The organism is Pseudomonas sp. 31-12, assembly GCF_003151075.1.
In the GTDB taxonomy this organism is placed as follows: Bacteria; Pseudomonadota; Gammaproteobacteria; order Pseudomonadales; family Pseudomonadaceae; genus Aquipseudomonas.
The window spans coordinates 4,705,358-4,731,333 of sequence record NZ_CP029482.1; the positions used below are offsets into that span (position 1 = coordinate 4,705,358).

The window sequence follows — 25,976 nt, forward strand, 5'->3', positions numbered from 1 at the left end:
TACGTCATATTACATGCGTAATAAAGACTCGATTCCCATAGGTATTCATTCAAATGACCAGCATGCCCAGCCTCGAATCCGACGTTGCTGTCCCGGTGAGCACACCCAAGCCTCCCCTGCTCAAACGGTTGATCCTGCTGACGGCGGCCATTGCTGCTCTGGTGTTTGCCGGGTTGTACGCGACGCACTGGTGGACAGCCGGCCGTTTTATCGAAGAAACCGACGATGCCTATATCGGCGGTGACGTGACGGTGATCGGGCCGAAAGTCGCGGGGTACATCGAAGAAGTGCTGGTCACCGACAACCAGAAGGTCAAGGCCGGCGATGTGCTGATCCGCCTCGACTCGCGTGACTACCGCGCCAACCTGGCCAAGGCCGAAGGTGCGGTGGCTGCCGAAGAAGCCTTGCTCGCCAACCTCGACGCCACCGAACAACTGCAACACGCGGTGATCGGCCAGGCCCGCGCCGGCATCGATGCCGCCGGCGCCGAAACCGCGCGCTCGCGGGACGACAATGCGCGCTACAAAAAACTGGTCGGCAGCAATGCTGTTTCGGTGGAAAGCGCCCAACGTGCCGACGCTACGTTCAAAACGGCTCAGGCGCTCAGTTCGCGGGCCCAGGCCGAGCTGCTGGCGGCGCAACGTCAGCTGAACGTGATCGCCACGCAAAAACAGCAAGCCCGCGCCGCGCTGATGCAGGCCCACGCCGAACGTGATCTGGCGCAATTGAACGTCAGTTACACCGAACTGAAGGCGCCGGTGGACGGTGTGATCGGCAATCGCCGGGCACGAACCGGAGCCTACGCACAGGCCGGTTCGCAACTGCTGTCGGTGGTGCCTTCCAGTGGATTATGGGTCGATGCCAACTTCAAGGAAGATCAACTGGCGCGCATGATTCCGGGTCAACGGGTGGTCATTCATGCCGACGTGCTGTCCGGGCAGGAATTCCACGGGCATCTGGGCAGCCTCGCCCCGGCCAGTGGCTCGCAGTTCAGCGTGCTGCCACCGGAAAACGCCACCGGCAACTTCACTAAAATCGTTCAGCGTGTGCCGGTGAGAATCATCCTTGATCCCGCCGATGGCGTACTCGGTCACTTGCGTCCGGGCCTGTCGGTGACCGCCGAAGTGGACACCCGCAAAGACCCCGAATCCCCGGCCGTGGCCAGCGCGCCATGAGTCGCGCCCTCGCCGCCCCTGCGCAACCGTTCAATGCTGCCAGCATGGCGACGGCGACCAAAGTCTTCGCCTTCGCCACCATGTGCATCGGCATGTTCATTGCGCTGCTGGACATCCAGATCGTCTCCGCCTCGTTGCGTGACATCGGCGGTGGACTCTCGGCCGGCACCGATGAAACGGCATGGGTGCAAACCAGTTACCTGATCGCCGAGATCATCGTGATCCCGTTATCCGGCTGGTTGTCGCGGGTGTTCTCGACGCGCTGGCTGTTTTGCGCTTCCGCGGTGGGCTTCACCTTGGCCAGCCTGCTCTGCGGTGCGGCCTGGAACATCCAGAGCATGATCGCCTTCCGTGCCCTGCAAGGCTTTCTCGGTGGTTCGATGATCCCGCTGGTGTTCACCACCGCGTTCTTTTTCTTCACCGGCAAACAACGGGTGATCGCGGCGGCAACCATCGGCGCGGTGGCTTCGCTGGCTCCGACTCTGGGGCCGGTGATTGGTGGCTGGATCACCGACATTTCGTCCTGGCACTGGCTGTTCTACATCAACCTGGTGCCGGGGATTTTCGTCGCCGTGGCGGTGCCGATGCTGGTGAAAATCGACCAGCCGGAACTGTTGCTGCTCAAAGGCGCCGACTACTTGAGCATGGTGTTCATGGCGCTGTTTCTCGGCTGCCTGGAATACACCCTCGAAGAAGGCCCGCGCTGGAACTGGTTCAGCGACAGCACGATTCTGACCACGGCGTGGATCAGCGGCCTCGCCGGCCTGGCCTTCATCGGCCGAACCTTGCACGTGGCCAACCCGATCGTCGATTTGCGCGCCTTGAAGGATCGCAACTTCGCCCTCGGCTGTTTCTTTTCATTCGTCACCGGGATTGGCCTGTTCGCCACGATTTACCTGACGCCGCTGTTCCTCGGCCGGGTGCGCGGCTACAGCGCACTGGACATTGGTCTGGCGGTTTTCTCCACCGGGGTGTTCCAGATCATGGCGATTCCGCTGTACGCCTTTCTGGCCAATCGCATCGACTTGCGCTGGATCATGATGACCGGCCTTGGGCTGTTCGCGCTGTCGATGTGGGATTTCAGCCCGATCACCCATGACTGGGGGGCTAAAGAATTGATGCTGCCGCAAGCCTTGCGCGGGATTGCCCAGCAACTGGCGGTGCCGCCAGCGGTGACATTGACCCTCGGCGGACTGGCGCCGGCGCGGCTCAAACATGCTTCGGGATTGTTCAACCTGATGCGGAACCTGGGAGGCGCCATCGGCATCGCCGCGTGTGCGACCATTCTCAACGACCGCACCAACCTGCACTTCACTCGGTTGGCAGAACACCTGAACAGCACCAACGAAGCGCTGAACCAATGGCTGTCCCAGGTCGGCAACAACTTCGCGACCCTCGGCCAGAGCGGTGACGCCGGCGTCACCGCCAGCCTGCATCAACTGTGGCTGCTGACCTACCGCGAAGCCCAGACCCAGACCTACGGTGACGCGTTTCTGATGATCATGGTCTGCTTCATCATTGCCACGGCAATGGTGCCCTTGATGCGCAAGGTGCAACCACCGGCCGCGCCGTCAGCGGATGCTCACTGATCAGGCTTGAGGCATTTTGCGGAACCCCACCGCCAGACGATTCCAGGCGTTGATCGTGGTAATGGCCACGGTCAGGTCGACCAGTTCCTTCGGGCTGAATTCGGACGCTGCCAGTTCGTAGTCCTCATCCGGGGCGTGGGTCTGGCTCAGCAGGGTCAAGGATTCAGTCCACGCCAGCGCCGCACGTTCACGTGGGGTGAAGAACGGCGTTTCACGCCACGCCGACAGCGTGTACAGACGGCGCTGGTCTTCACCGCCCTTGCGGGCATCGGCGCTGTGCATATCCAGGCAGAAGGCGCAGCCGTTGATTTGCGAGGTGCGCAGCTTGACCAGTTCGATCAGGGTCTTTTCCAGCGGCAGCTTCGAAACAGCGCCTTCCAGCGCGATCATGGCTTTGAGGGCGTCTGGGGAAGCGGTGTAGAAATCGAGACGAGGTTTCATGGTGGACTCCAATAGCAAATGGGGGGGGGTGGAGCTACGTTATTCCTGACGACGCCGCCGACAAATAGCCAATATTTCAGAAGTCGAGGAGGCCATTGACAGGGCCGATCAAAAAGACAATTGCCAGCGCTCGTTGAGCGCCGCCAGAATGCGATCAATTCTTAGTTGCACCCAGATCAGGAAGCCCGCAACAACGGCAACCGCGCGGTCGGCGTGCCGCGCTTTCAGCTCAACGTCGGGGCGGATTGGGACGTGCCGGGGATCGAAGGCGCAGCGTTCAGTGCGCGGATGTTGCGCACGGGTGGGCAGTATTTGAATGCCGCCAACACCCAAAGCATTCCGGCGTGGAATCGTTTTGATGTGGGTTCGCGGTATGCCTTTACGCTCGATGACAAGGACATCGCCTTGCGCGCCAATCTGGAGAACGTGGCGAACAAGGCTTATTGGGCGTCGGCCAATGGTGGGTGTTTGACCCAAGGGACGCCGCGGACGTTGAAGGTGTCGGCGACTCTGGATTTCTGATCTGAATGCTTTGTTGACTCTGCAATCGCTATCGCGGGCAAGCCCGCTCCCACAGGGTTCGGTGATCACCTGTGGGAGCGGGCTTGCCCGCGAACCGCGCAGCGGCCATCCACCCGAAATCGCTAAGCCCGACTCCGCAACCAGCGCAAAAACCCTTTCTTCTCCACCACCTTCGGCACGTCCTGGGTCAACGACTGCGCCTTGTGCAAGCGGAAATCCAGCAACGCCTTCATCGCTTCGCTAATGTCATGCCGCGCATCCAGGCACGGTTTGAGGTAGTCCTTCTCGATGCGATACAAGCTGCAGGGAGTCTTGGCGGTGAACTCTGCCGGCAGCGCGGTATCGGACAAAATCCCGCCCTCACCGATCACCTCGCCCGGCCCCATGCGCCCGGATTCAAACTTGACCCCGCCGCGGCTCAACTGCACCGAGACCACGCCCGATTCGATGATGAACAGGTGATCGCTGACCTCCCCCGCCGGCAGGATCATGTCACCGGCGCGGAAGGTTTGCAGGGTCATGTTCTGGCTGAAGGTTTCTTTCTCTTCCTGACGCAGGGTCGAGAAAATGTTCGAGCTGTCCAGCAACGCCCGGGGCCGTGACAGGCCGACAGGTGCGTTGGATTCGACGTTCGACAACAGGCTGACGCCGGATGCCTGCAAGTGCCGGTACGCGAGGTCGAACAGCAGATTGCGGACCATGCGTTTCTGATCCATCGAGACCACGAAACCGCTGATTTCGTACTCCACACCACTGGCGCTGGAGCCTTTCAACGCCACACTTGGCGCCGGTTTGTTCAGCAGATAACGGCAACCCTGCATCGCCCGCTCCAGCGCGTCGAGCACCGTTTGCGGGCGCGCGTGCGGGCTCAGTTGCAGGCTGATCGAAACGCCGAACATATCGCTGGGGCGGCTGAAATTGATGATCTTGGCCTTGGCCGCCAGCGAGTTGGGGATCACCGCCATGCTGCCTTGGGAGGTTTGCAGGCGCGTGGCCCGCCAGTCAATGTCGGTGACCCGGCCTTCAGTGCCGTCGATGGAGATCCAGTCATCCAGTTGGTAGGGTTTGGTGGTGTTGAGGACGATCCCGGAAAACACGTCGCTGAGGGTGCTTTGCAAGGCCAGGCCGACGATGATCGCCAACGCACCCGAGGTGGCGAGCACGCCTTTGACCGGCAATTCGAGCACGTAGGCCAGAGCGGCAATGACCGCGATCAGGAAGATCACCGCACCCAGCAGATCCTGCAACAACCGCCCGGTGTGCCCGACCCGCTGCATCATCAGCGCACCGATCAGCACCGTCAATGTGCGCGCGGCGAACAGCCACCAGCCAATCTGCAACCCCGTGGCCGCCAGGTGCAGCGGCACGTTATCGACCCAGGGTGCCGGCTCCAGCGGGTTCATGCCTTCGTTGAACAGCAGGACGCTGAACAATGCAAAAATCACCAGCCGCACGACCAATTTCCAGTTGCTGCCATTGGCACTGATCAAGCGCCACAATCCGAGATCGATCAGGACCAGGACCAGCGCGCTGATCAAGGGGTGATTGGTAAGCAGTGACAGCATCAAGCGACTCCAGCGAAGGCCAATGGCGCGAAGATCTCACACATTGGGCACAGTGTAGGAGTGTTTGATGCTGGGTTCTGGCAGCACAACAATAAGTTCAATCGCTCATCTGGCCGAAAAGGCCGGACTGGAAGTCGGCAAAGGCCTGATGAATCTCTTGCTCGCTGTTCATCACGAACGGGCCGTGACCAACAATCGGTTCGTCGATCGGCTCACCGCTGAGCAGCAACACCACGGCATCGTCATTGGCTTCCAGGCTGAGGTGATGGCCATCGCGTTCGAACAATGCCAACTGCCCTTCGCGCACCAGCTCCAGACCGTTGACCTCAACCGTGCCGCGCAGCACCACCACCGCGGTGTTGCGACCTTCATGCAGATCGAGGGTCAACAACTTGCCGCCGTTGAGGTGCAGGTCCCATACATCGATGGGCGTAAACGTGCGCGCTGGACCGGTATGACCCTCAAACTCGCCAGCGATCAGGCGCAGGCTGCCGGCCTGGTCCTTGAGCGGGAGGCTCGGGATGTCGCCATCGAGAATCGTCTGGTAACCGGCATCGGCCATTTTGTCCCGGGCCGGCAGGCTGACCCACAGCTGCACCATTTCCAGGGTGCCGCCGCGCTTGGCGAAGCCTTCGGAATGGAATTCCTCATGAAGGATCCCCGAGGCCGCTGTCATCCATTGCACATCGCCGGGGCCAATCTTGCCGCCGCTGCCGGTGGAGTCGCGGTGCTCCACTTCGCCTTTGTAAACGATCGTCACGGTTTCGAAGCCGCGATGTGGATGCTGCCCCACACCACGACGCTCGGTGGTCGGGGTAAATTCGGCAGGGCCTGCGTGATCGAGCAGCAAGAACGGGCTGATGTGTTTACCCAGGTTGTCGTAGGAAAACAGCGTACGAACCGGAAAACCGTCGCCGACCCAGTGGGTCCGCGGGCTGGTGTAAATCCCGATGATATTTTTCATCCTGTCTCCAAATTCGTGGTTTGACGCGATGGACACAGCTTAAAACCGAACCCAATGATGCACTAGACCGCAAAAATCAACCTCAGCGTCCTATCTGGAGAACAATGGTGAAGGTTTCCTCATTGCTTGAGGAGACGACACACGGGGCTGGCGGAGTTTTTATTTCGGACATAATATTGATCAAAATTACAACCATAATATCCGCTTCCGCCTGAGGACCTCATCATGCAAAGCCCCAACCGCGACGCCACCCTCGCCCAATGGATCGCCCAGGAACAGGCCATACGCTCGCGTCTTGCCGGACCGGGCAGCCTGTCGATGGCCGAGGTCAGTGCGCTGTCGCCCGCCGAGTTTTTCGAGGGTATCGGCGACGGTGCACTGCCTTCACCGCCCATCGGCGCCTTGATGGATTTCATCCCCATCGAATGGTCGGCCGGGCTGTTCATTTTCCAGGGCACCCCGGATTCGCGGCATTACAACCCGCTGGGCAGGGTGCATGGCGGCTATGCCGCGACTTTGTTGGATTCGTGCATGGGCTGCGCGATTCATACGCAGCTGAAAAAGGGCCAGGGGTATACGACGCTGGATTTGCGCATCAGCTACGTCCGCGCATTGACCGGTGCCAGCGGGCCGGTGCGGGCCGAAGGCAAAATTGTGCATCTGGGCCGTTCCACCGCGCTGGCCGAGGGGCGGATTTACGATGTGGATGGGCGGTTGTATGCGACCGGGTCAACCACTTGCATGATTCTTGAGGCTCGGGGGTAAGTTCCGAGACCGAGTCGGGGCCTTCGCGGGCAAACCTCGCTCCTACAAACGCAACGCCGCCCCCTGTAGGAGCGAGGCTTGCCCGCGAAGACGGCAGACCAGACACCCTCAATCCCCCAGGCTGCCCCACGATTCATGACTTGCGGTAAACAGTGCTTTGCCCATCCAGCGGTTTTTCCCAGGGAGGCACGCGGGGATACTCCTGCCCATTCCCCCTGCAACCCCTGGAGTCATTGATGTCTATTCCCGCATTCGGTCTCGGAACCTTTCGCTTGCAAGGCCAGGTGGTCATCGATTCGGTGAGCACCGGCCTGGAGCTGGGCTACCGGGTGATCGACACCGCACAAATCTATGAAAACGAAGCCGAGGTCGGCGAAGCCATCGCCGCCAGCGGCATCGCCCGTGAAGAGCTGTTCATCACCAGCAAAATCTGGGTCGCCAATTTCGCCAAGGACCGGCTGATCGACAGCCTCCAAGAGAGCCTGCGCAAACTGCAGACCGACTACCTGGACCTGACGCTGATCCACTGGCCGTCCCCGGAAGATCAAGTGCCGGTCGAAGAATTCATGGGCGCCTTACTCGAAGCTAAACGCCAGGGCCTGACCCGGCAGATTGGTGTGTCCAACTTCACCATCGACCTGATGCAACAGGCGATTGCGGCGGTCGGTGCCGAGCACATCGCGACCAACCAGATCGAACTGCACCCGTACCTGCAAAACCGCAAAGTCGTTGAGTTTGCTCAGCGTCAGGGCATCCAGATCACGTCCTACATGACCCTGGCCTACGGCGAAGTGTTGAAAGACCCGGTCATCCAGCAAATCGCCGATCGACTGCGGGCAACCCCGGCCCAAGTCACGCTGGCCTGGGCCATGCAACTGGGCTACGCGGTCATCCCCTCTTCCACCAAACGCGCCAACCTGCAAAGCAATCTGCAAGCCTGCGCCCTGCAGTTGAGCGAAGCCGACATGGCGTTGATCGCCAGCCTGGAACGCGGCCATCGTTTGACCAGCCCCAAAGGCATCGCGCCGCACTGGGATTAAGCCTCAGCCGACTCAAGGCTCTGATCGAGACTTCGCATGGCGTCCTGCAATTGATCGACGGCTTCGTCGATCGATGTCGCACGACCTTCGGCGCAGGCTCGTTCCAACGCTTTGCAACTTTCGATCAACCGTTGGGCCCGGACCATGCGCGCACCACCCTTGATACGGTGCGCCAGGTCTCGCAGACCGGGGAGATTGTTGTCGGCGTGAGCTTGAAGCAGATGTTCACGGTCGTTGCGATTGGTTATTGCCAATTCACGCAGCAGTTGATTGATCAAGGTCCGGTCTTCACCGACGTATTGCTCCAGCTCGCTCAAATCGATCTCGGATGATGGGGGTTGTTCGCTCGTCATCTCTGAAAACCGGTCGGCCAACCAGCTACTCAGATCCGCCAACCGAATCGGTTTGAACAGACAATCGTCCATGCCCGCTTCCAGGCACCGGACCTTTTCCTCAGGCTGCGCATTGGCGGTAAAACCCAGGATCAGCGTCGGCAGCAGACCTTGCGCGCACTCTTCATCGCGTATCGCACCGGTCAATTCATAACCGCTGAGCCTCGGCATATTGCTGTCAGTTATGACCAGGTCAAACTCGTGTGCACGCCACAGTTCCAGCCCATGCTCGCCATCTTCGGCCTCCATCACGCGGTGCCCCAAGTAGCTCAGCTGACTTGAGAGCAACAGGCGATTGGCCGAGTGATCGTCGACCACCAGAACAGTCAGGGACCGCGTGGGGACCTGCACCAGCGCCCTGTTCGCCGATTCATCGGCGGGCAGCGGCTGCAACGCGATCAGCGACAGGCTGATCTCGACCTTCGAGCCCTGCCCGAGGACGCTGCGCAGCTCCAGGTGGCCACCCATCATTTCACACAACGTGCGGCTGATCACCAGCCCCAACCCGGCCCCCTTGCGGGCGGATTGCTGGCTGTTGCCGCCCTGAACGAACGGACTGAACAACAGCTTCTGATCAGCTGCGCTGATGCCAATGCCGGTGTCTTCAATGCGCACATTGACCACCAGATGCCCCGACAATCCGGGCACCACACTCAACGTCAAACTCACCTCCCCTTCACGGGTGAACTTGGTCGCGTTGCTCAACAGGTTGGACAGCACCTGCTTGAAGCGCGTGGGGTCGATCAACACGTCGCGATCGCTGCGCGCGTCCATCTCGACATGCCATTCCAGGTTTTTCTGCCGTGCCAACCCTTCGAAAACCCGGCAGACCGACTCCACCAGCGCCCGCAGATTGGCGCGTTCTGGTGTCAGGGATAAATGCCCGGACTCGATGCGGGCGATGTCGAGGATATCGCCGATCAACCCCAGTAACTGTTGCGCGGCCGCTGACGCGACTTCAAGGGCCGTACGGTCTGCCACGCCCTCTTCTGCCCGCTTCCAGGCCATTTCCAGAAACCCGATCAGGGCATTCATCGGTGTACGGATTTCATGGCTCATGGTTGCCAGAAACGTGGTTTTGGCCCGGTTAGCATCCTCCGCTGCGTCTTTGGCGTCCTGCAATTGCTGCAGCCACTGCTGGCGCTGGCGGATCTGTCGGCGCTGCCGGGCGATCCAGGCCAGGGCCAGCAACAACAGAACCGCGGCAGCGGCAAACGCCTGCAAAATGCCTTGGCGATGACGCAGCCAATAGCTGTCATCCACGACGACATCGTTGCTCCAGCGGGCGACCAGATCGTCCATCTCCTCGGGCGAAATGCTCAGCAACGCCTTGTTCAAAATCGAGTTCAACACCGATTCATCACGGCCGGTTGCCATAGCGATGCGCGCCGGCTCATCGCCCACGGTGCTGCTGATGCGCAAACGGCCCTGGTAATACCGGGCAATCAGGTAACGGGTCATGAACAATGAACTGAGCGCGGCTTCGGCCTGTTCCTGCGCCACCAGTTCCAGACCCTGGGCCGGGTTTTGTACGTCCACCATCTGCACATCGGGTGCCTGTTCCTGAATGAATGCACGCATCGGGTGACGGGGATAAATCGCCAGACGTTTACCGGCCAGATCGTCCAGCGTCTTCGGGCTACCGGAGGTAGTTGCACTGACCAGCATGTACGGATTGGTCAAATAGGACCGGGTAAAGTGCAGTCCGCGAACGCCTTCGGTCGTGGGGATGATGGCGGGCAAGACATCAATCTCGCCGGCCTTGAGGCGCTGGATCTGCTGGTCCAGGGTCTGGCCTCGCAACACATCGAAGTTCAAACCGCTGCGCTGGCTGATCAGCTTCAGCAATTGCGCCGTCAACCCACTGAATCGTCCCTCGGTATCGTAGAACGTCAACGGCGCAAAGTCCCCGACGACACCCACCTTCACCATTGGATGCTGATCCAGCCAGCGCTGTTCACTCTCGCTCAGACTCACGCGTTGCTGCCCCGCCACTTTGGCCCTGCCGGCGCTCCAGCGTTGCTCGATAACCGAGCGCTGATCCATGGGGATCGCCGCCAGCGCCTTGTCGATGAGGTCCTTCAGCGCCAGGTTGTCCCGAGCCAGCGCGAAGCCGAACGGGTTAGCGTCGAGGCCCGACGGCCCCATCAGCTGAACGTCATTGAGGTAGTTATTGTTGATCAGGTAATTGGCGCTGAAGATGTCTACGAGAGAGACGTCAACCTGCCCATACGCCACCGCCCCGAGCGCATCGAGCGTCGACGGATAACGCTGCAGGCTGGCCTCGGGATAGAACGATTCAACGGTCTGCGCCGGCAGGTAATCTTCGGCCATGGCAATCCGTTTACCCGCCAGATCCACGGGCATGTGCTCGTCCAGTCGGGTGACCAGCATCGGCTGATCATCAGCATAAGCACTGGACAGGATCAGCTCGGGGTCGGCCAGTTCAAAGTTGTTCGAAGTCCCCAGCACATCCAGCTCGCCGAATTTAAGCGCCTCCATGGCCGCTTCACGGGTGACATAACGCAGCACCTCGATCTGCACGTTGAGCATCTGCGCAATGAGCATGGCGTAATCAGCGGTGATACCTTCCAGCTCGTTGTGATTGCGCGTCACCTCGAACGGCGGGTAGTCCGGCCCGCTCACCCCAAGGCGCAAGACGCGTTTGTTGCGCAGCCATTGGCGGTCCTGTTCATCCAGACTGACCTCGTAGCCCTCCACTGTGGAACGCCCCAGCACCTGCAAGCGCTCAGGCTCGCCGGCGATGGCCGGCGCTGGCGGCACGAGGCACACCATGAGGATAAGCAGCCATACACGCACGGGCGGGCGCACTCAGATCAGGTGATTGCGTATGGCGAAATCCCGCAGGTGCACCGCCGCCATAACCCCCAGTTTTATGATCAAACGCGTTTTGTAGGTGCTGACGGTTTTGTGGCTCAGGTTCATGGCTTCGGCGATCGCCTTGTTGGAGAAGCCTCGGGCAAGGGATTGCAAGATGGTCAACTCGCGGTTGGACAGTGAGTCGATCAACTTTTTTTCGCTGTGTTGCAGCGGGTTCATCGGTCTGGAAAGCAACTGCGTGAAATAGGTATAACCCGCCATCAACGCATGCACCGCCTTGTGCAATTGATCCAGGCTGTTGGTTTTCGAGACGTACGCCAAGGCACCACCGCGCATGCAACGCTCCTGGAAAAACAGCGGATCGAGCGAGGTGAACACCAGCACCACACATTTCCAGTCGCTCGCCCTGATTCGCTCAAGCAAATCCAGCCCGTTGCCGCCGGGCATCACCAGGTCCAGGATCAGCAGATCGACCAGATGCTCACGCAGTATCGTCAACGCTTCCCCAACGCTTGCCGCCTCATGAATCTGCTTGAAACCTTCCCGTTGAAGCACAAGCTTGAGTGCGGCGCGGATCACCGGATGATCGTCGACAATCAGCACTGACTTCATGACAACTCCCTGTGCAAAGACTCAACGAATGTTCGCCGGAAAACGCCGGGGCAGACGCAACGGCTGCGCCAAGACTGTTGCATGGAGGAAAGGCAGATTCTACCTGTAAGAAATGACAGTTCCGACGAACGGTGCGCCGCCATCACCCGGCATACCGCTGATAAAACTCCGGCGATGGGTCAATGATCGTCATCAACTGCTGAATGCACGCCAGATCAGGCAGCACATCGTGACTCACCCGAATTTTCTGTTGCCCGCAGGCCGGAATCGGCGGCAACTGCGCCTGTTGCCCGTCGAAAATCAGCGCGTGGCAAACCTGCCGGTTATCGAGAAAGTACCCGAACAAATCCAGCTCGCCTGCCCCCAGCGCGGCGTTGACGACCACCAGGTCAAACGGCTCGCAACCGTACTCGACCAGGGTCAGCATTGACGCAAGGTCGTGCACCGGTGCCACCCGGTAATAATCGAGTTGGTTGAATAGCCGCTCGATGATCATCCGGTGAAAGTGCTGCTCGTCGGCGATCAGGATGCGCAAGGCTTTATTCGGCATCGTAGCCTCATGTGTGAATAGCTGATTTTTGAAGCGGCGAGGCTACGGGAGGCGCACAGATGTTTCTGTAGGACTTTTCTGAAATAGCCGCAGCCTCCGACAATCACTGCCAACCGAACCGCCGAATGTAAAAGCCCTTCACTGCCTGGGTCAGCACCATGTACGCCAGCAGAATCACCGGCAGGAACACGAAATACAGCGACGGCAGCGCCTGCAATTTGAAGTAGTGCGCCAATGGCCCCATCGGCAGGAAAATCCCCACGGCCATGATGATCCCGGTCATGACCATCAACGGCATCGCCGCGCGGCTTTGCAGGAACGGGATTTTCGGGGTGCGGATCATGTGCACGATCAACGTCTGGGTCAGCAACCCGACCACGAACCAGCCAGACTGGAACAGCGTTTGGTGGTCCGGGGTATTGGCGTCGAACACGTACCACATCAGGGCAAACGTGGTGATGTCGAAAATCGAACTGATCGGGCCGAAAAACAGCATGAAGCGCCCGACATCCGCCGGCTGCCAGCGCTGCGGTTGCTTGAGCATTTCGTCATCGACGTGATCGAACGGGATGGCGATCTGTGAAATGTCGTACAGCAGGTTCTGCACCAGCAGGTGCATCGGCAGCATCGGCAAGAACGGAATGAACGCGCTCGCCACCAGCACAGAGAACACGTTGCCGAAGTTCGAGCTGGCCGTCATCTTGATGTACTTGAGCATGTTGGCGAAGGTGCGGCGCCCTTCCAGCACGCCCTCCTCCAGCACCATCAGGCTCTTTTCCAGGAGGATGATGTCGGCCGCTTCCTTGGCGATGTCCACGGCGCTGTCCACCGAAATGCCGATGTCGGCAGTACGCAGCGCCGGCGCATCGTTGATGCCGTCGCCCATGAAACCGACCACGTGGCCGTTGCCCTTGAGCAGACGCACGATGCGGTCCTTGTGCGACGGCGTCAGTTTGGCAAAGACATTGGTGGTCTCGACCGCCACTGCCAATTGGGCGTCGCTCATGCGCTCGATGTCGTTGCCCATCAGCAGGCCTTGTTGCTCCAGGCCGACTTCGCGGCAGATCTTCGCCGTCACCAGTTCGTTGTCACCGGTGAGCACTTTCACCGCGACGCCGTGAGCGGCCAGCGCCTTCAGGGCCGGGGCGGTGCTTTCTTTCGGTGGATCGAGGAACGCCACATAGCCGATCAGCGTCAGCGCCTGTTCATCCGCCAGGTTGTACGTGTCGCGGCCTTCGATCATGGGACGCGCGGCGACCGCGACCACCCGCAAGCCTTCAGCGTTGAAGGCAGCAGTGACCTGGCGAATCCGCGCCAGCAGTTCCTCGCTCAGGGCTTCATCGACAACGCCGTGACGTACCCGCGTGCACACCGCCAGCACTTCCTCCACCGCGCCTTTGCAGATCAGCAGAGGCGGCTGATCGCGCTCGGCGACCACCACCGACATGCGCCGGCGAGTGAAGTCGAACGGAATTTCATCGACCTTGCGAAACGCCGTGCCGACCTTCAATTCACGGTGGATTTCCACGTGTTCGAGCACCGCCACGTCCAGCAGGTTTTTCAGGCCGGTCTGGTAGTAGCTGTTGAGGTAGGCCATTTCCAGCACGTCGTCGGAGTCGTTGCCCCAGACGTCGACGTTACGGGCGAGGAAGATTTTGTCTTGGGTCAGGGTGCCGGTCTTGTCGGTGCACAGCACGTCCATGGCACCGAAGTTCTGGATCGCGTCGAGGCGTTTGACGATGACTTTTTTACGCGACAGGAACACCGCGCCCTTGGCCAGGGTCGAGGTGACGATCATCGGCAGCATTTCCGGGGTCAGGCCCACGGCAATCGACAGCGCGAACAGCAGCGCTTCGGTCCAGTCGCCCTTGGTGAAACCGTTGATGAACAGCACCAGCGGGGCCATGACGAACATGAAGCGGATCAACAGCCAGCTGATTTTGTTGACCCCGGTCTGAAACGAGGTCGGCGCACGATCGGTGGCGCCGACCCGCTGGGCCAGGGCGCCGAAATAGGTATTGTTGCCGGTGGTGAGAATCACCGCCATCGCCGTACCGGACACCACGTTGGTGCCCATGAACAGGATGTTGTCGAGGTCCAGCGGATTGCCGCTGTCGCGGTCCTGCTGGCGCGGGAATTTTTCCACCGGCATCGATTCGCCGGTCATCGCCGCCTGGCTGACGAACAGGTCCTTGGCGCTGAGCACCCGGCAATCGGCGGGGATCATGTCACCGGCCGAGAGTACGATCAGATCGCCCGGCACCAATTGCTTGATCGCCAGCTCGGTACGCGGCGCTTCCCGGCGCAGCACCGTGGCGGTATTGCTGACCATGGCCTTGAGGGCGTCCGCGGCCTGGTTGGATTTGCTCTCCTGCCAGAAGCGCAACAAGGTCGAAAGCACCACCATCGAGAAAATCACGATGGCGGCTTTCATGTCCTCGGTCAGCAAGGAGATCACCGCGAGCAAGGTCAGCAGCAGGTTGAACGGGTTTTTGTAGCAGTGCCACAGGTGAGTCCACCACGGCAGTGGCTGTTCGTGCTCGACTTCGTTGAGGCCGAATTGCCCGCGCAGGGTGTCGGCTTCCTGTTCACTCAAGCCGTCGGTGTGGCTGCCGAGTTTTTTCAGCAAGGAGCCGGTGTCGCTGTTAGCGGCGGTGACCAGGGTTTGCGCCAGCGTTGGCGGCACTTCACGGCTGACCGTGGTGTCGGTGAAGCTTTCCAGCAGCGCCAGTCGGCGAAAGTGCCGGCCGATGTGACGGGTGCGCAGGAATCCGGCGAAGAATTCCTTGAGCAGGGTAAGGTTCATGGCGTTGCCCCCAGGGTCAGCCGGGAGACCTTCGAGCAGGCGTGTCGAGTCGCTGCGATGACGACAGGCACGTCGAACATCACACACGGTCAGGCGTCGAAGAGAGGGACATCGGGAGTCGGGCCGCAACTGGCTCGATCGGGAGGCCGCTACTCGCTCTCAGGCGAGACAACGGCACAAAGGACTGCGCGTTATCTTGCCGGGAAGGTGCCGGTTATCGAGACCGGCCGACTACTGTCACTCGAACAAGTACCCACTGAGGGTCTCCGCTATTGATGAAAACGCGCGAAGCTTACGCCCCGATTTCTGGAGAGTAAACGAAGGAACGGTGGGTGGCGGGGGAATTGCGGGGTTCTTCAGGAAGGGTTCAGCTTTGAAGATTTGTGCTGCTATTGAGGGCCCTATCGCGGGCAAGCCCGCTCCCACAGGGATCTCTAGTGAACACAGATTTTGTGCCAATAGATCAAACTGTGGGAGCGGGCTTGCCCGCGATGACGGCCTCACAGCCGCCACACATTTTAGCTGGCAGTGGCCAACAACAAATCCACCACCGACCGGCTATGCCCACGGTGCTTGCCATGGTCATACAAGGAACCTGCAATCTCATCCGCGCGAATCGGCAGGATCGACAACAGTGTGTCGCTCAAACCATGGCTCGCCTGGCAGAAACCCTGCATATAGATGCCGGCCTTGCAGCGCTCGTCGGTGATCAGCTTGTAGTTGCGATCCACTTCGAAATCACCCAGGTATTGCTCCAGCGGCGCCAGCAGTTTGCGGTGCATCTGGCGCTCGTAGCCGGTGGCCAATACCACGGCATCGTACAGACGAACCGTCACTTCACCGGTGGCATTGTTGCGCACTGCCAGTTCGATACCGCGCTCGGTGGCGGTGGCTTTTTCAATAGTGGTCAGGGTGCGGAACGTGTGACGCGCGATGCCCGAGACTTTCTGGCGATAGAAGATGCCGTAGATGCGTTCGATCAGGTCGATGTCCACCACCGAATAGTTGGTGTTGTGGTACTCGTTGACCAGGCGCTCGCGCTCGCTGCTTGCCTGCTGGAACACCAGGTCGGTGAACTCCGGCGAGAACACTTCGTTGACGAACGGGCTGTCATCCGCCGGCTTCAGCGCCGAGCCACGCAGGATCATGTCCACCTGCACCGATGGGAAACTGTCGTTCAAATCGATGAAGGCTTCCGCCGCGCTTTGCCCGCCGCCGATGATCGCGATGCTCATCGGTTGATTGTTCACGCACGGCTGCTTGGCCATCTGCGCCAGGTACTGCGAGTGGTGGAACACGCGGCCATCATCTTTCAGCGCCTTGAACGCTTCGGGAATGCGCGGCGTACCGCCGGTACTGACCACCACCGACCGGGTGGTGCGTACATGTTGATGACCCGTGGCGTCGCGAGAGATGACCCGCAGCGCCTCGACCTGCTGGTTGTGCAGCACCGGCTCGATGGTCAGCACTTCTTCGCCGTAGCGGCTCTGGGCTTCAAACTGGCCGGCGACCCAGCGCAGGTAGTCGTTATACTCCATGCGGCACGGGTAGAAGGTGCCGAGGTTGATGAAGTCCACCAGGCGGCCGTGATGCTTGAGGTAGTTGACGAACGAATACGGGCTGGTCGGATTGCGCAGGGTCACCAGGTCCTTGAGGAAGGAAATCTGCAGCTCGCTCTGGGTCGACAGGGTATTGCCGTGCCAGCTGTAGTTGGGCTGCTTGTCGAGAAACAGAACATCCAGCTCGCCCTGGCTCGGCCCGCGCTCTTGCAGAGCGATGGCCAGCGCCAGGTTCGAAGGGCCGAAACCGACGCCGATCAGGTCGTGAACGATGGGCGATGCAATTGCCTGTGTCATTTCCAGTGTCCTCTGGATGAACCCCTCAACAAGGGGAATAAGCCTAAGTGACCTGATGCAGGACAGCAGGTCGTCTGTTGAGTAGGAACGAGGACAATGAAAAAAAATTTAGAGAGAAGGGATCAATGGGCGTCCCACTGGCGCATCCGTATGCGGCAGTGCTTCATGGCATTGACGATGTGCTTCTCCACCAGCGCGCGCGAGATGCCCAGGTGCTCGGCAATTTCCGGGTGCGACAGGCCGTCGATCTTGCGCAGCAGAAAACTTTCGCGACACAGCCGCGGCAATTCCGCCAAGGCACGCTGGAGCATTTCCAGGCGCTGGCCGTGGTCGAGGCAATTGTGCGGGGATGGCGTGAAGTAGCGCTCTTCGTTGTCGAGCACGTCCAGCGACTCGACCTGGCGCAAGGCATTGCGCCGATGATCGTCGATCACCAGGTTCAGCGCGGTGCGATAAAGGAAGGCCCGGGGCTGCTCGATCGGCGTATCACTGGAACGCTCCAGTACTCGCAGATAAGCGTCATGCACCACATCTTCGGCCACCTGACGGTTGCCTAGCTTGGCGTTCAGGAAACACACCAGCTCGCGATAGTAGTTTTCCAACATGACTCCCGGCCGCACAGGGTGCGGTTTCTGTCCTTGAGCCACCTCGGCGACCGCCGACATAGGCAGTGGCAAGATGGTGGCAGTTCAAGCCGCGTAATTTATAGTAATTCTCATATAGATTTAAAGTGTTGGTTTGCCTTACCGGATAAATAGTCTTGTGCTACACCTGTAACCCTATGTGTCCGCGCCTAAATTCCCCGCCACTTTCCTCGTTTACAGGACAGCTCCCCGTGTCTGTCGGCTCCCCGACAGCGTTCGGCTGTCGCCGGTTTATCTGCGCAGGTTGAACGACGGGCCGATATCCATTGGCCGGAACCCTGCATGAAACGTCCCCGACAGACCCGACGCGCCCTGCTTGTAGCACTTTGTCTGATCCCCGTTATCGCCATCGCCGCCTGGCAAGTGATCCCGCCTGGCCGGGATAAATTCGCCACCGTGCAAGTCAGCCGTGGCGACATTGAAAGCAGCGTCACCGCGTTGGGCACCCTGCAACCGCGGCGTTATGTCGACGTTGGCGCCCAGGCGTCCGGGCAGATCCAGAAGATTCACGTGGAAGTGGGCGACGTGGTCAAGGAAGGCCAGCTGCTGGTGGAGATCGACCCGTCGACCCAGCAGGCCAAGCTCGACGCCGGACGCTACTCCATCGAGAACCTCAAGGCGCAGCTCCAGGAACAACGGGCCCAGCACGAACTGGCCCGACAGAAATTCCAGCGCCAGCAGAACCTCAAGGCCGGCGGCGCGACCCGCGAAGAAGACGTGCAAACCGCCCAGGCCGAACTGCACGCCACCCAGGCGCGCATCGACATGTTCCAGGCGCAGATCCGCCAGGCCCAGGCCAGCCTGCGCAGCGATCAGGCCGAACTTGGCTACACGCGGATTTACGCGCCGATGGCCGGCACCGTGGTCGCCCTCGACGCTCGGGTCGGCCAGACCCTCAACGCCCAGCAGCAAACACCCTTGATCCTGCGCATCGCCAAGTTGTCGCCGATGACCGTATGGGCCGAAGTCTCGGAAGCCGACATCGGCCACGTCAAACCCGGCATGAGCGCCTGGTTTACCACCCTCAGCGGTGGCAACCGACGCTGGAGCAGCACCGTGCGGCAGATTCTGCCGGTGCCACCCAAGCCATTGGACCAGACCAGCCAGGGTGGCGGCAGCCCGGCCAGTTCGAGCAAAAGCGGCAGCGCGCGCGTGGTGCTGTATACGGTGTTGCTGGATGTCGATAACGCCGACAACGCGTTGATGGCGGAGATGACCACCCAGGTGTTCTTCGTTTCCGATCAGGCGAAAAATACCCTGACCGCACCGGTCGCGGCGCTGCAGGCCGGCACCGAAGCGAATAGGCAAATCGCCCAGGTCGTCGCCGAAAACGGCAGCATCCAGCAGCGCGACGTGCGCACCGGCATCAGCGATCGTCTGCGGGTGCAGATCCTCGACGGTTTGCAGGAAGGCGATCACCTGCTGATCGGCCCGGCTGACGGGAGGGGCGGCTGAATGCACACGCCCCTGATCGACCTGCAGGACATCCGCAAAGCCTATGGCGGCGGTGATTCACCGGAAGTTCACGTGTTGCGCGGCATCGACCTGTCGATCCATGCCGGTGAATTCGTGGCGATTGTCGGCGCCTCCGGTTCCGGCAAATCGACGCTGATGAACATCCTCGGTTGCCTCGACCGCCCGACATCGGGCGAATACCGTTTCGCCGGGCAAAACGTCGCCGCCCTCGACAGCGACGAACTGGCCTGGTTGCGCCGCGAAGCCTTTGGTTTTGTGTTCCAGGGTTATCACTTGATCCCGTCCGGCTCGGCCCAGGAAAACGTCGAGATGCCGGCCATCTATGCCGGCACCCCGGCCGCCGAACGCCACGCCCGTGCCGCCGCCCTGCTCGACCGTCTCGGCCTCGCTTCGCGCACCGGCAACCGTCCGCATCAACTGTCTGGCGGCCAGCAACAACGGGTGTCCATCGCCCGCGCCTTGATGAATGGCGGCCATATCATCCTCGCCGACGAACCCACCGGCGCCCTCGACAGCCACAGCGGCGCCGAGGTCATGACCCTGCTCGACGAACTGGCGAGCCAGGGCCACGTGGTGATCCTCATCACCCACGACCGCGAAGTCGCGGCCCGGGCCAAACGCATCATCGAAATTCGCGACGGGCTGATCATCAGCGACAGTGCCCACGACAATCCTGAAGAACAGACCTCGACCAATCCCGGCGCGCTGCAAGCGGTGGATCTGCGCAAGCGCCTGACCGAAGGCGCGCAAGCCAACGGCGCGTGGAAAGGCGAGCTGATCGATGCGGTGCAAGCGGCGTGGCGGGTGATGTGGATCAATCGCTTTCGCACGGCACTGACGTTGCTTGGCATCATCATCGGCGTCGCGTCGGTGGTGGTGATGCTGGCCGTCGGTGAAGGCAGCAAGCGCCAGGTGATGGCGCAAATGGGCGCCTTTGGCTCGAACATCATTTACCTCGGTGGCTCATCACCGAACCCGCGTACGCCGCTGGGTATTGTCACCCTGGATGACGTCGCAGCGGTGGGCAGCCTGCCGCAGGTGACGCGGATCATGCCGGTCAACGGCCAGGAAGCCGGAGTGCGTTTCGGCAACCTCGACCACTTGAGCTACGTCGGCGGCAACGACACCAACTTTCCGGCCATCTTCAACTGGCCGGTGGTGCAAGGCAGCTATTTCACCGAGGACGATGAACGCAACGCGGCGGCGGTTGCAGTGATCGGCCACAAAGTGCGGACCAAGTTGCTGAAGGACGTGGCCAACCCGATCGGCCAGTACATTCTGATCGAGAACGTGCCGTTTCAGGTGGTCGGCGTGCTCGCGGAAAAAGGCGCCAGCTCCGGCGATTCCGACAGCGACGACCGCATCGCCATCCCGTATTCCGCCGCGAGCGTGCGGCTGTTCGGCACCCACAATCCCGAGTACGTGGCCATCGCCGCCGCCGATGCGCGCAAGGTCAAGGAGACCGAAATAGCCATCGAGCAATTGATGCTGCGCCTGCACAACGGCAAGAAGGATTTCGAACTGACCAACAACGCCGCGATGATTCAAGCCGAAGCGCGCACACAAAACACCCTGTCGTTGATGCTGGGTTCGATTGCCGCGATTTCGCTGCTGGTGGGCGGCATCGGCGTGATGAACATCATGCTCATGACCGTGCGCGAGCGCACGCGGGAGATCGGCATCCGCATGGCCACCGGCGCCCGTCAGCGCGACATCCTCCGGCAGTTCCTGACCGAAGCGGTGATGCTTTCGGTGGTCGGCGGGCTCGCCGGTATCGCTCTGGCGCTGATCGTCGGCGGTGTGCTGATCCTCAGCGAAGTCGCTGTCGCGTTCTCTTTGATAGCGGTGCTCGGCGCCTTCGGCTGCGCCCTGGTCACCGGTGTTGTCTTCGGCTTCATGCCGGCCCGCAAAGCTGCCCGACTCGACCCGGTCACGGCCCTTACCAGTGAATGATCTCTCCATGAAGCCGCAACTGAGTTTACTGACCCTCTGCCTGTTGCTCGGCGCCTGCGGCACACCCGCCCAGCGCCCGGACAGCGGCATCCAGCCGCCCTCTTCCTGGCAATCGGCGCACACGCAAAGCGCCACCCGCAGCAACCTGCAATGGTGGACGCAGTTCGGCAGCCCGCAGCTGGATCAACTGATCGAACAGGCGCGGGTCGGCAGTTACGACCTGGCCGCGGCCATCGCGCGGGTGCGCCAAGCGCAAGCCGAAACGGTGGTTGCCGGGGGTTCGCAGCTACCGGAGGTCAAGGGCGCCCTGAACGCCAATCGGCAAAAACTGCTGCGCGGCAACGGTTACAGCCAGCTCGACGCCGACAGCGACAACAAGGCCGTCGATTACTTCAATGCCAGCCTTAGCGCCACTTACGAAATCGATTTCTGGGGTGGTCAACGGGCTTCCCGTGACAGCGCGCAATTCGCGTTGCAGGCCAGCGAATTCGATCAGGCGACCGTGGAATTGACGCTGCTCAGCGGCGTCGCCAACACCTACGCGCAAGCCTTGTCGCTGCGTGAGCAAAGCCGCATCGCGGAGCTGAACCTGGCGAACGCGCAGAACGTGTTGAAACTGGTGCAGACGCGCTTCGATTCAGGCTCGGCAACGGCGCTGGAACTGGCGCAACAGAAAAGCCTGGTGGCGGCGCAACAACGGCAATTGCCGCTGGTGCAGCAGCAGGCGCAGGACGCGCTGATCGGTCTGGCCGCCCTGCTCGGCCGGCCGGTTCAGGAGCTGGCTCTGGGGCAGGAAGGCTTCGATCAATTGTCATGGCCGACCATCGCGGCCGGCGCGCCCAGCGAACTGCTCACCCGGCGTCCGGACATCGCCCGCGCCGAAGCGCAACTGGCCGCCGCGCAAGCCGACATCACCGTGGCCCGCGCGGCGATGCTGCCGAAGGTGACGTTAAGCGCGGAACTGGGGTCGGGCGCGGATCGTGCGGCGGATATGCTGCGCAATCCTTTCTACAACCTCACCGCCGGATTGCTTGCGCCGGTGTTCAACAATGGCCGCCTGAGCGCCGAGCGCGACAAAGCCACGGCCCGCCAGGAAGAACTGCTGGAGACCTATCGCGGGGCGATCATCAACGGTTTCGCCGACGTGGAAAAAGCCCTCAACAGCATCCGCGGGCTGGATGCACAGCGCCAGTGGCAAAGCGAGGAGCTGAACCAGGCACAGACTGCATTCAATATTGCGCAAAGCCGATATCAGGCTGGCGCCGAGGATTTGCTGACGGTGCTGGAGACCCAGCGCACGCTGTATGCGGCGCAGGATTTGAACGTGCAGCTGCGGTTGTCGCGGTTGCAGGCGAGTATTGCGCTGTACAAGGCGTTGGGCGGCGGGTGGCAGACGCTGTAACTGCGGCGCAAGTGGATACGCCATCGCGAGCAGGCTCGCTCCCACAGGGTTCTATGTTTGCCACATATTGTAGGCACGACACATAACCTGTGGGAGCGAGCCTGCTCGCGATTGAACGATAACGCGGTATCACCTGCTTAAGTGGTGATCGGCTTGGCCTTCAAATGCCGCGCATACCAAGGTCGCTGCGGCACTTTGCGGAACAGGTCCGCCAGTTTTTTTTCGTCCTCGCCAAAGGTGATGCGCAGCGCCAGTTTCATGGTTTCCGGGTCCATCTCAACCGACTTGCCCGCCTGCAACCCCGGCGTCGTGCTGCAGCCATGGGTGCTGGGCCCCAGCCACGGATCATCCACCTCGACCCAACGCCCCGGCGCAAACCACGCCACCCCGTTGACCTCCAGCCGACTGACCTCCCCCGGATGAAAACGCTCATGGGCACGGAACCAGTCTTCCAGGCGATCATCGATCCAGCCGTGGAAATGCCAGAACACCGGGTTTACATGGGAAGAAAACGGGTCGCCAAGGAAATCGTTTTCCGGCGCATACCAGCGCGCGGAGAAATCTGCCGGATCCCGCGCAAACGGCACCGGCTGGCCATTGGACGGATCACGGGGCACCGAGGCCCAGCGCATGTGCAGCCAGTCATGCAGCCCCAACTCGACCTCTGAACCGAACTGCCCCAGGGTGAGTTTCGACAGATAACGCGGATCACGGTAGCGCGACTCCCAGACCTGGAAGTTGCTGTGATACGTCTCGGCCGTCTTGATGTCGCTGACCCATTGCGAGTACTCGGCATCGTCATCGGCCAGCCAGGTCGGCGGCAGCGCGGTGCCGTCGTGGTTGTCGCAGTAATGGGCGAAGCCGATGCGATCCCGGGCCAGTTCCGGCTGTGGCAACGGAAAGTGCTGCCACGACGGCAAGTCCTGCATCGACCGCGCCGTGCCCAGCATGTGCCGGTGCATGAAGAAAAAGTCCACGCCCGAACCGTTGCGATCCTTGCGCGCGCCCCGGGCATCGCGCTCCTTGTCTCGCGGGCCCGGCTGCCAGCCAATGCCACGCAGAGCGTTGCGCTTGTCTTCGGACAGGGTGTGCCACTTGTCCCGCGAGGCATGCCAGAGCTGGTGAAACAGCCGATGCTCGGCGGACACCAGCCACGCCAGCAGCGGCGCATTGAGACCGGCGCGCTCGCGGGCCTCAGGGAACACCCGTTTGACGGCGATGAAGCGATTGTCCTGCGCGATCATCATCAGCGGCCGATCGAGGTTCAACACCCGCCCGCTGAGCGTGCCGCTGCCGGCATTGCCGAAACCGGCCCAGACTTCGTCCAGCGCCATGCTGAATTCGTAGTCCGGCGTGCCGTTGGCGGCGTTGGCACTGACCAGCCGCCAGCTCAACTCGGCCGGTTTGGCGTCCGCCAGATCGCCCAGCACCCGGTAGCGCGGCTCATCGCTGGAGCGCAAACGCTGGGCGGTGTCGAGGAACCCGATCAAGCCCCGCCCTTTGTGGCCAACGTCGAGAAACACTTCCAGCCCGTCCCGAGGCAGGCCTTCGATACCGGCGTCACGCCCTTCGAAACGAATCTGCCAGACGCCGCGCAAGGTATTCGCCAAATGCTGGCCGGCGACATCCGCCACATCGAATGAAGCTTCGCCGGGGGTGATCGTCGGATCCGGTTTCGTCCATTCGCGATGCCCATAAAAAGCCGCAGGCACGGCGGCGCCGGTCAGCGCCAGGCCTGCCATGAACCATCGTCGAGAAATCGTCATTGCCCTACCTGTGTCAGCCATGAAGCAGGCTTTATCCAAGCTAGAACGTTTGTTGCCTCCACAAATTTAAAAGCATCGCCAGCAGGCTAGCTCCCACAGGTGATCTGTGTCGTTCACAAATCCCCTGTGGGAGCCAGCCTGCTGGCGATGGAGCCATCAGCCCCACTAAATTTCCAACCGGGCCACTCGTTCTTCCCAGATAGCAAAGGCCCCTGCGCCCGCACCGGGGCGGCGAACCTGACTGAGATGGCAATGACAAAACCACGTTCGAAAAAGGCTCTCTTCATCGGCCTGCCGCTGGCCCTGGCAATCAGTGCCGGGGCCGGCTTTGCGGCCTGGGATTACTGGTTCAAGGACAATCCAGGATACCCGGTCAAAGTCATGAAACAGGCCGATGAGCTGCAAGAGCGCATCCTCTCCTTCGACAGCCACGTCACCGTCCCGCTGGACTTCGGCACCGCCGGCAATGAAGCGGACAAGGACGGCACCGGCCAATTTGACCTGGTCAAGACCGGCCGCGGTCGCCTGTCCGGCGCGGCCCTGACGATTTTCGGCTGGCCGGAAATCTGGAACGGCGCCAATGCCCCCCATCGCCCCACCGCCGGTTTCGTCGACGAAGCCCGCTTCGAGCAGGAAACCCGCTACAAAATCATCAGCACGATGGTTCGCGACTTCCCCAACCAGGTTGCCATCGCCTACACCCCGGACGATTTCCGCCGCCTGCACGGCGAAGGCAAGTTCGCGATCTTCATGAGCATGCTCAACGCCTACCCGCTGGGCAACGACCTGAACGCCCTGGACACCTGGGCCGCTCGCGGCATGCGCATGTTCGGTTTCAGTTACGTGGGCAACAACGCCTGGGCCGATTCGTCCCGACCGCTGCCGTTCTTCAATGATTCGCGAGACGCCCTCGGTGGCCTGTCGGAGATCGGCAAACAAGCGGTGCATCGCCTCAACGATCTGGGCGTGATCATCGACGTGTCGCAGATGTCGACCAAGGCCCTGGAGCAGGTCGCCCAGTTGAGCCGCACTCCGATGGTCGCCTCGCACTCGGCACCGCGCGCCCTGGTGGACATCCCGCGCAACCTCAGCGACCAGGAAATGCAGCTGATCAAAAACAGCGGCGGTGTGGTGCAGATTGTCGGTTTCCCGACCTACATCCGCCCGTTGAGCCAGGCCACTCAGGACAAACTCAACGCCCTGCGCGCGCGTTTCGACCTGCAACCGTTGCAAGGCCTGGAGATGGCGCTGATGCCGGGCGATCCGATCATCACCGTCTGGTCCGAACAGCGATTCGGTGAGTACGCCAGCCAGCTCTACGCCATCGTCGACGAAGAACCGAAAGCCACCCTCAAGGACTACGGCGACGCAATTGATTACGCGGTGAAAAAAATCGGCATCGACCACGTCGGCATCAGTTCCGACTTCAACGACGGCGGCGGTCTGGACGGCTGGAAGGATGTCAGCGAAGCACGCAACGTGACGGCCGAGCTGATCAGTCGCGGCTACAGCGAGGCCGATATCGCCAAGCTCTGGGGCGGGAATTTCCTGCGGGTCTGGGACCAGGTGCAGAAGTCGTCCAGACCGGTGGCGAAAAACTGATGCCCTCTTTTGCCA

General features: G+C 61.1%; 18 protein-coding genes and 1 pseudogene. 9 read left to right on the forward strand and 10 right to left on the reverse strand.

The window, feature by feature from the left end:
- The first annotated feature begins 53 nt into the window (after nt 1–53).
- Both DJ564_RS22300 and DJ564_RS22305 read left to right on the forward strand, forming a co-directional pair.
- Nucleotides 54–1,175: an HlyD family secretion protein gene (locus DJ564_RS22300; RefSeq protein WP_109633376.1), complete on the forward strand. Its 1,122-nt coding sequence runs from the start codon at nt 54–56 to the stop codon at nt 1,173–1,175.
- Complete coding sequence (locus DJ564_RS22305; protein ID WP_109633377.1) at nt 1,172–2,764, forward strand: DHA2 family efflux MFS transporter permease subunit; 1,593 nt, start codon at nt 1,172–1,174, stop codon at nt 2,762–2,764. Before DJ564_RS22300 ends, DJ564_RS22305 begins: the two co-directional genes overlap by 4 nt.
- Here DJ564_RS22305 and DJ564_RS22310 read toward each other — a convergent pair whose 3' ends face one another.
- A complete protein-coding gene (locus DJ564_RS22310) occupies nt 2,765–3,205 on the reverse strand; it encodes a carboxymuconolactone decarboxylase family protein (RefSeq protein WP_109633379.1) in 441 nt (146 codons plus the stop codon).
- 189 nt (nt 3,206–3,394) lie between these two features.
- Between DJ564_RS22310 and DJ564_RS22315 the strand changes: the two are divergent.
- Nucleotides 3,395–3,727, forward strand: a pseudogene (locus DJ564_RS22315) (TonB-dependent receptor domain-containing protein); the annotation flags it as partial.
- A gap of 122 nt (nt 3,728–3,849) precedes the next feature.
- Here DJ564_RS22315 and DJ564_RS22320 read toward each other — a convergent pair.
- Complete coding sequence (locus DJ564_RS22320; protein ID WP_109633381.1) at nt 3,850–5,292, reverse strand: mechanosensitive ion channel domain-containing protein; 1,443 nt, start codon at nt 5,290–5,292, stop codon at nt 3,850–3,852.
- Nucleotides 5,293–5,389: 97 nt separating this feature from the next.
- A complete protein-coding gene (locus tag DJ564_RS22325) occupies nt 5,390–6,256 on the reverse strand; it encodes a pirin family protein (protein WP_109633383.1) in 867 nt (288 codons plus the stop codon).
- Between the two features lie 225 nt (nt 6,257–6,481).
- On the opposite strand from DJ564_RS22325, the gene DJ564_RS22330 reads away from it, so the two are divergent.
- Nucleotides 6,482–7,021 carry a PaaI family thioesterase gene (locus DJ564_RS22330; RefSeq protein ID WP_109633385.1) on the forward strand — a complete coding sequence of 180 codons (540 nt, stop codon included), beginning with the start codon at nt 6,482–6,484 and terminating at the stop codon, nt 7,019–7,021.
- 236 nt (nt 7,022–7,257) lie between these two features.
- Entirely contained in the window at nt 7,258–8,061 is an 804-nt protein-coding gene (gene dkgB, locus DJ564_RS22335) for a 2,5-didehydrogluconate reductase DkgB (protein WP_109633387.1), read from the forward strand.
- Here the strand turns inward: dkgB and DJ564_RS22340 are convergent.
- The 6 genes from DJ564_RS22340 to DJ564_RS22370 form a co-directional block, all read right to left on the reverse strand.
- Entirely contained in the window at nt 8,058–11,249 is a 3,192-nt protein-coding gene (locus DJ564_RS22340) for a transporter substrate-binding domain-containing protein (protein ID WP_256597527.1), read from the reverse strand. The two genes, dkgB and DJ564_RS22340, sit on opposite strands and share 4 nt — an antisense overlap.
- A gap of 36 nt (nt 11,250–11,285) precedes the next feature.
- A complete protein-coding gene (locus tag DJ564_RS22345) occupies nt 11,286–11,906 on the reverse strand; it encodes a response regulator transcription factor (RefSeq protein WP_109633390.1) in 621 nt (206 codons plus the stop codon).
- Between the two features lie 142 nt (nt 11,907–12,048).
- Nucleotides 12,049–12,456 carry a chemotaxis protein CheY gene (locus tag DJ564_RS22350; RefSeq protein ID WP_109633392.1) on the reverse strand — a complete coding sequence of 136 codons (408 nt, stop codon included), beginning with the start codon at nt 12,454–12,456 and terminating at the stop codon, nt 12,049–12,051.
- A 103-nt stretch (nt 12,457–12,559) separates the two neighbouring features.
- Entirely contained in the window at nt 12,560–15,262 is a 2,703-nt protein-coding gene (gene mgtA, locus DJ564_RS22355) for a magnesium-translocating P-type ATPase (protein ID WP_109633394.1), read from the reverse strand.
- Between the two features lie 518 nt (nt 15,263–15,780).
- Nucleotides 15,781–17,118 (reverse strand): lysine N(6)-hydroxylase/L-ornithine N(5)-oxygenase family protein, encoded by a 1,338-nt coding sequence (locus tag DJ564_RS22365; RefSeq protein ID WP_109633399.1) that lies wholly within the window; start codon nt 17,116–17,118, stop codon nt 15,781–15,783.
- A gap of 122 nt (nt 17,119–17,240) precedes the next feature.
- Nucleotides 17,241–17,723, reverse strand: a complete 483-nt coding sequence (locus DJ564_RS22370; protein WP_109633400.1) for a sigma-70 family RNA polymerase sigma factor — start codon at nt 17,721–17,723, stop codon at nt 17,241–17,243.
- A gap of 321 nt (nt 17,724–18,044) precedes the next feature.
- Between DJ564_RS22370 and DJ564_RS22375 the strand changes: the two genes are divergently transcribed.
- From DJ564_RS22375 to DJ564_RS22385, 3 genes are read left to right on the forward strand one after another with little or no spacing between them, the layout of a single operon-like run.
- A complete protein-coding gene (locus tag DJ564_RS22375; RefSeq protein ID WP_109633403.1) occupies nt 18,045–19,217 on the forward strand; it encodes an efflux RND transporter periplasmic adaptor subunit in 1,173 nt (390 codons plus the stop codon).
- Nucleotides 19,218–21,191: a MacB family efflux pump subunit gene (locus tag DJ564_RS22380; protein ID WP_109633405.1), complete on the forward strand. Its 1,974-nt coding sequence runs from the start codon at nt 19,218–19,220 to the stop codon at nt 21,189–21,191.
- A gap of 7 nt (nt 21,192–21,198) precedes the next feature.
- Nucleotides 21,199–22,593 (forward strand): efflux transporter outer membrane subunit, encoded by a 1,395-nt coding sequence (locus DJ564_RS22385; protein ID WP_109633407.1) that lies wholly within the window; start codon nt 21,199–21,201, stop codon nt 22,591–22,593.
- Between the two features lie 137 nt (nt 22,594–22,730).
- Here the strand turns inward: DJ564_RS22385 and DJ564_RS22390 are convergent, their stop codons facing one another.
- Nucleotides 22,731–24,359 (reverse strand): PvdJ/PvdD/PvdP-like protein, encoded by a 1,629-nt coding sequence (locus tag DJ564_RS22390; RefSeq protein WP_109633409.1) that lies wholly within the window; start codon nt 24,357–24,359, stop codon nt 22,731–22,733.
- A 252-nt stretch (nt 24,360–24,611) separates the two neighbouring features.
- Here DJ564_RS22390 and pvdM point away from each other — a divergent pair, with 252 nt between their 5' ends.
- On the forward strand, nt 24,612–25,961 hold the full coding sequence (gene pvdM, locus DJ564_RS22395; protein ID WP_109633410.1) for a pyoverdine-tailoring dipeptidase-like protein PvdM: 1,350 nt from the start codon (nt 24,612–24,614) through the stop codon (nt 25,959–25,961).
- Nucleotides 25,962–25,976: the final 15 nt, after the last annotated feature.

Coding starts and splice junctions, on each gene's coding strand:
- DJ564_RS22320 (WP_109633381.1), bottom strand. CDS start 5,292: ATGCTGTCACTGCTTACCAATCACCCCTTGATCAGCGCGCTGGTCCTG.
- DJ564_RS22340 (WP_256597527.1), bottom strand. CDS start 11,249: ATGGTGTGCCTCGTGCCGCCAGCGCCGGCCATCGCCGGCGAGCCTGAG.
- DJ564_RS22390 (WP_109633409.1), bottom strand. CDS start 24,359: ATGACGATTTCTCGACGATGGTTCATGGCAGGCCTGGCGCTGACCGGC.
- DJ564_RS22375 (WP_109633403.1), top strand. CDS start 18,045: ATGAAACGTCCCCGACAGACCCGACGCGCCCTGCTTGTAGCACTTTGT.
- pvdM (WP_109633410.1), top strand. CDS start 24,612: ATGACAAAACCACGTTCGAAAAAGGCTCTCTTCATCGGCCTGCCGCTG.
- DJ564_RS22365 (WP_109633399.1), bottom strand. CDS start 17,118: ATGACACAGGCAATTGCATCGCCCATCGTTCACGACCTGATCGGCGTC.
- DJ564_RS22350 (WP_109633392.1), bottom strand. CDS start 12,456: ATGCCGAATAAAGCCTTGCGCATCCTGATCGCCGACGAGCAGCACTTT.
- DJ564_RS22345 (WP_109633390.1), bottom strand. CDS start 11,906: ATGAAGTCAGTGCTGATTGTCGACGATCATCCGGTGATCCGCGCCGCA.
- DJ564_RS22370 (WP_109633400.1), bottom strand. CDS start 17,723: ATGTTGGAAAACTACTATCGCGAGCTGGTGTGTTTCCTGAACGCCAAG.
- DJ564_RS22310 (WP_109633379.1), bottom strand. CDS start 3,205: ATGAAACCTCGTCTCGATTTCTACACCGCTTCCCCAGACGCCCTCAAA.
- DJ564_RS22300 (WP_109633376.1), top strand. CDS start 54: ATGACCAGCATGCCCAGCCTCGAATCCGACGTTGCTGTCCCGGTGAGC.
- dkgB (WP_109633387.1), top strand. CDS start 7,258: ATGTCTATTCCCGCATTCGGTCTCGGAACCTTTCGCTTGCAAGGCCAG.
- DJ564_RS22385 (WP_109633407.1), top strand. CDS start 21,199: ATGAAGCCGCAACTGAGTTTACTGACCCTCTGCCTGTTGCTCGGCGCC.
- DJ564_RS22380 (WP_109633405.1), top strand. CDS start 19,218: ATGCACACGCCCCTGATCGACCTGCAGGACATCCGCAAAGCCTATGGC.
- DJ564_RS22305 (WP_109633377.1), top strand. CDS start 1,172: ATGAGTCGCGCCCTCGCCGCCCCTGCGCAACCGTTCAATGCTGCCAGC.
- DJ564_RS22330 (WP_109633385.1), top strand. CDS start 6,482: ATGCAAAGCCCCAACCGCGACGCCACCCTCGCCCAATGGATCGCCCAG.
- mgtA (WP_109633394.1), bottom strand. CDS start 15,262: ATGAACCTTACCCTGCTCAAGGAATTCTTCGCCGGATTCCTGCGCACC.
- DJ564_RS22325 (WP_109633383.1), bottom strand. CDS start 6,256: ATGAAAAATATCATCGGGATTTACACCAGCCCGCGGACCCACTGGGTC.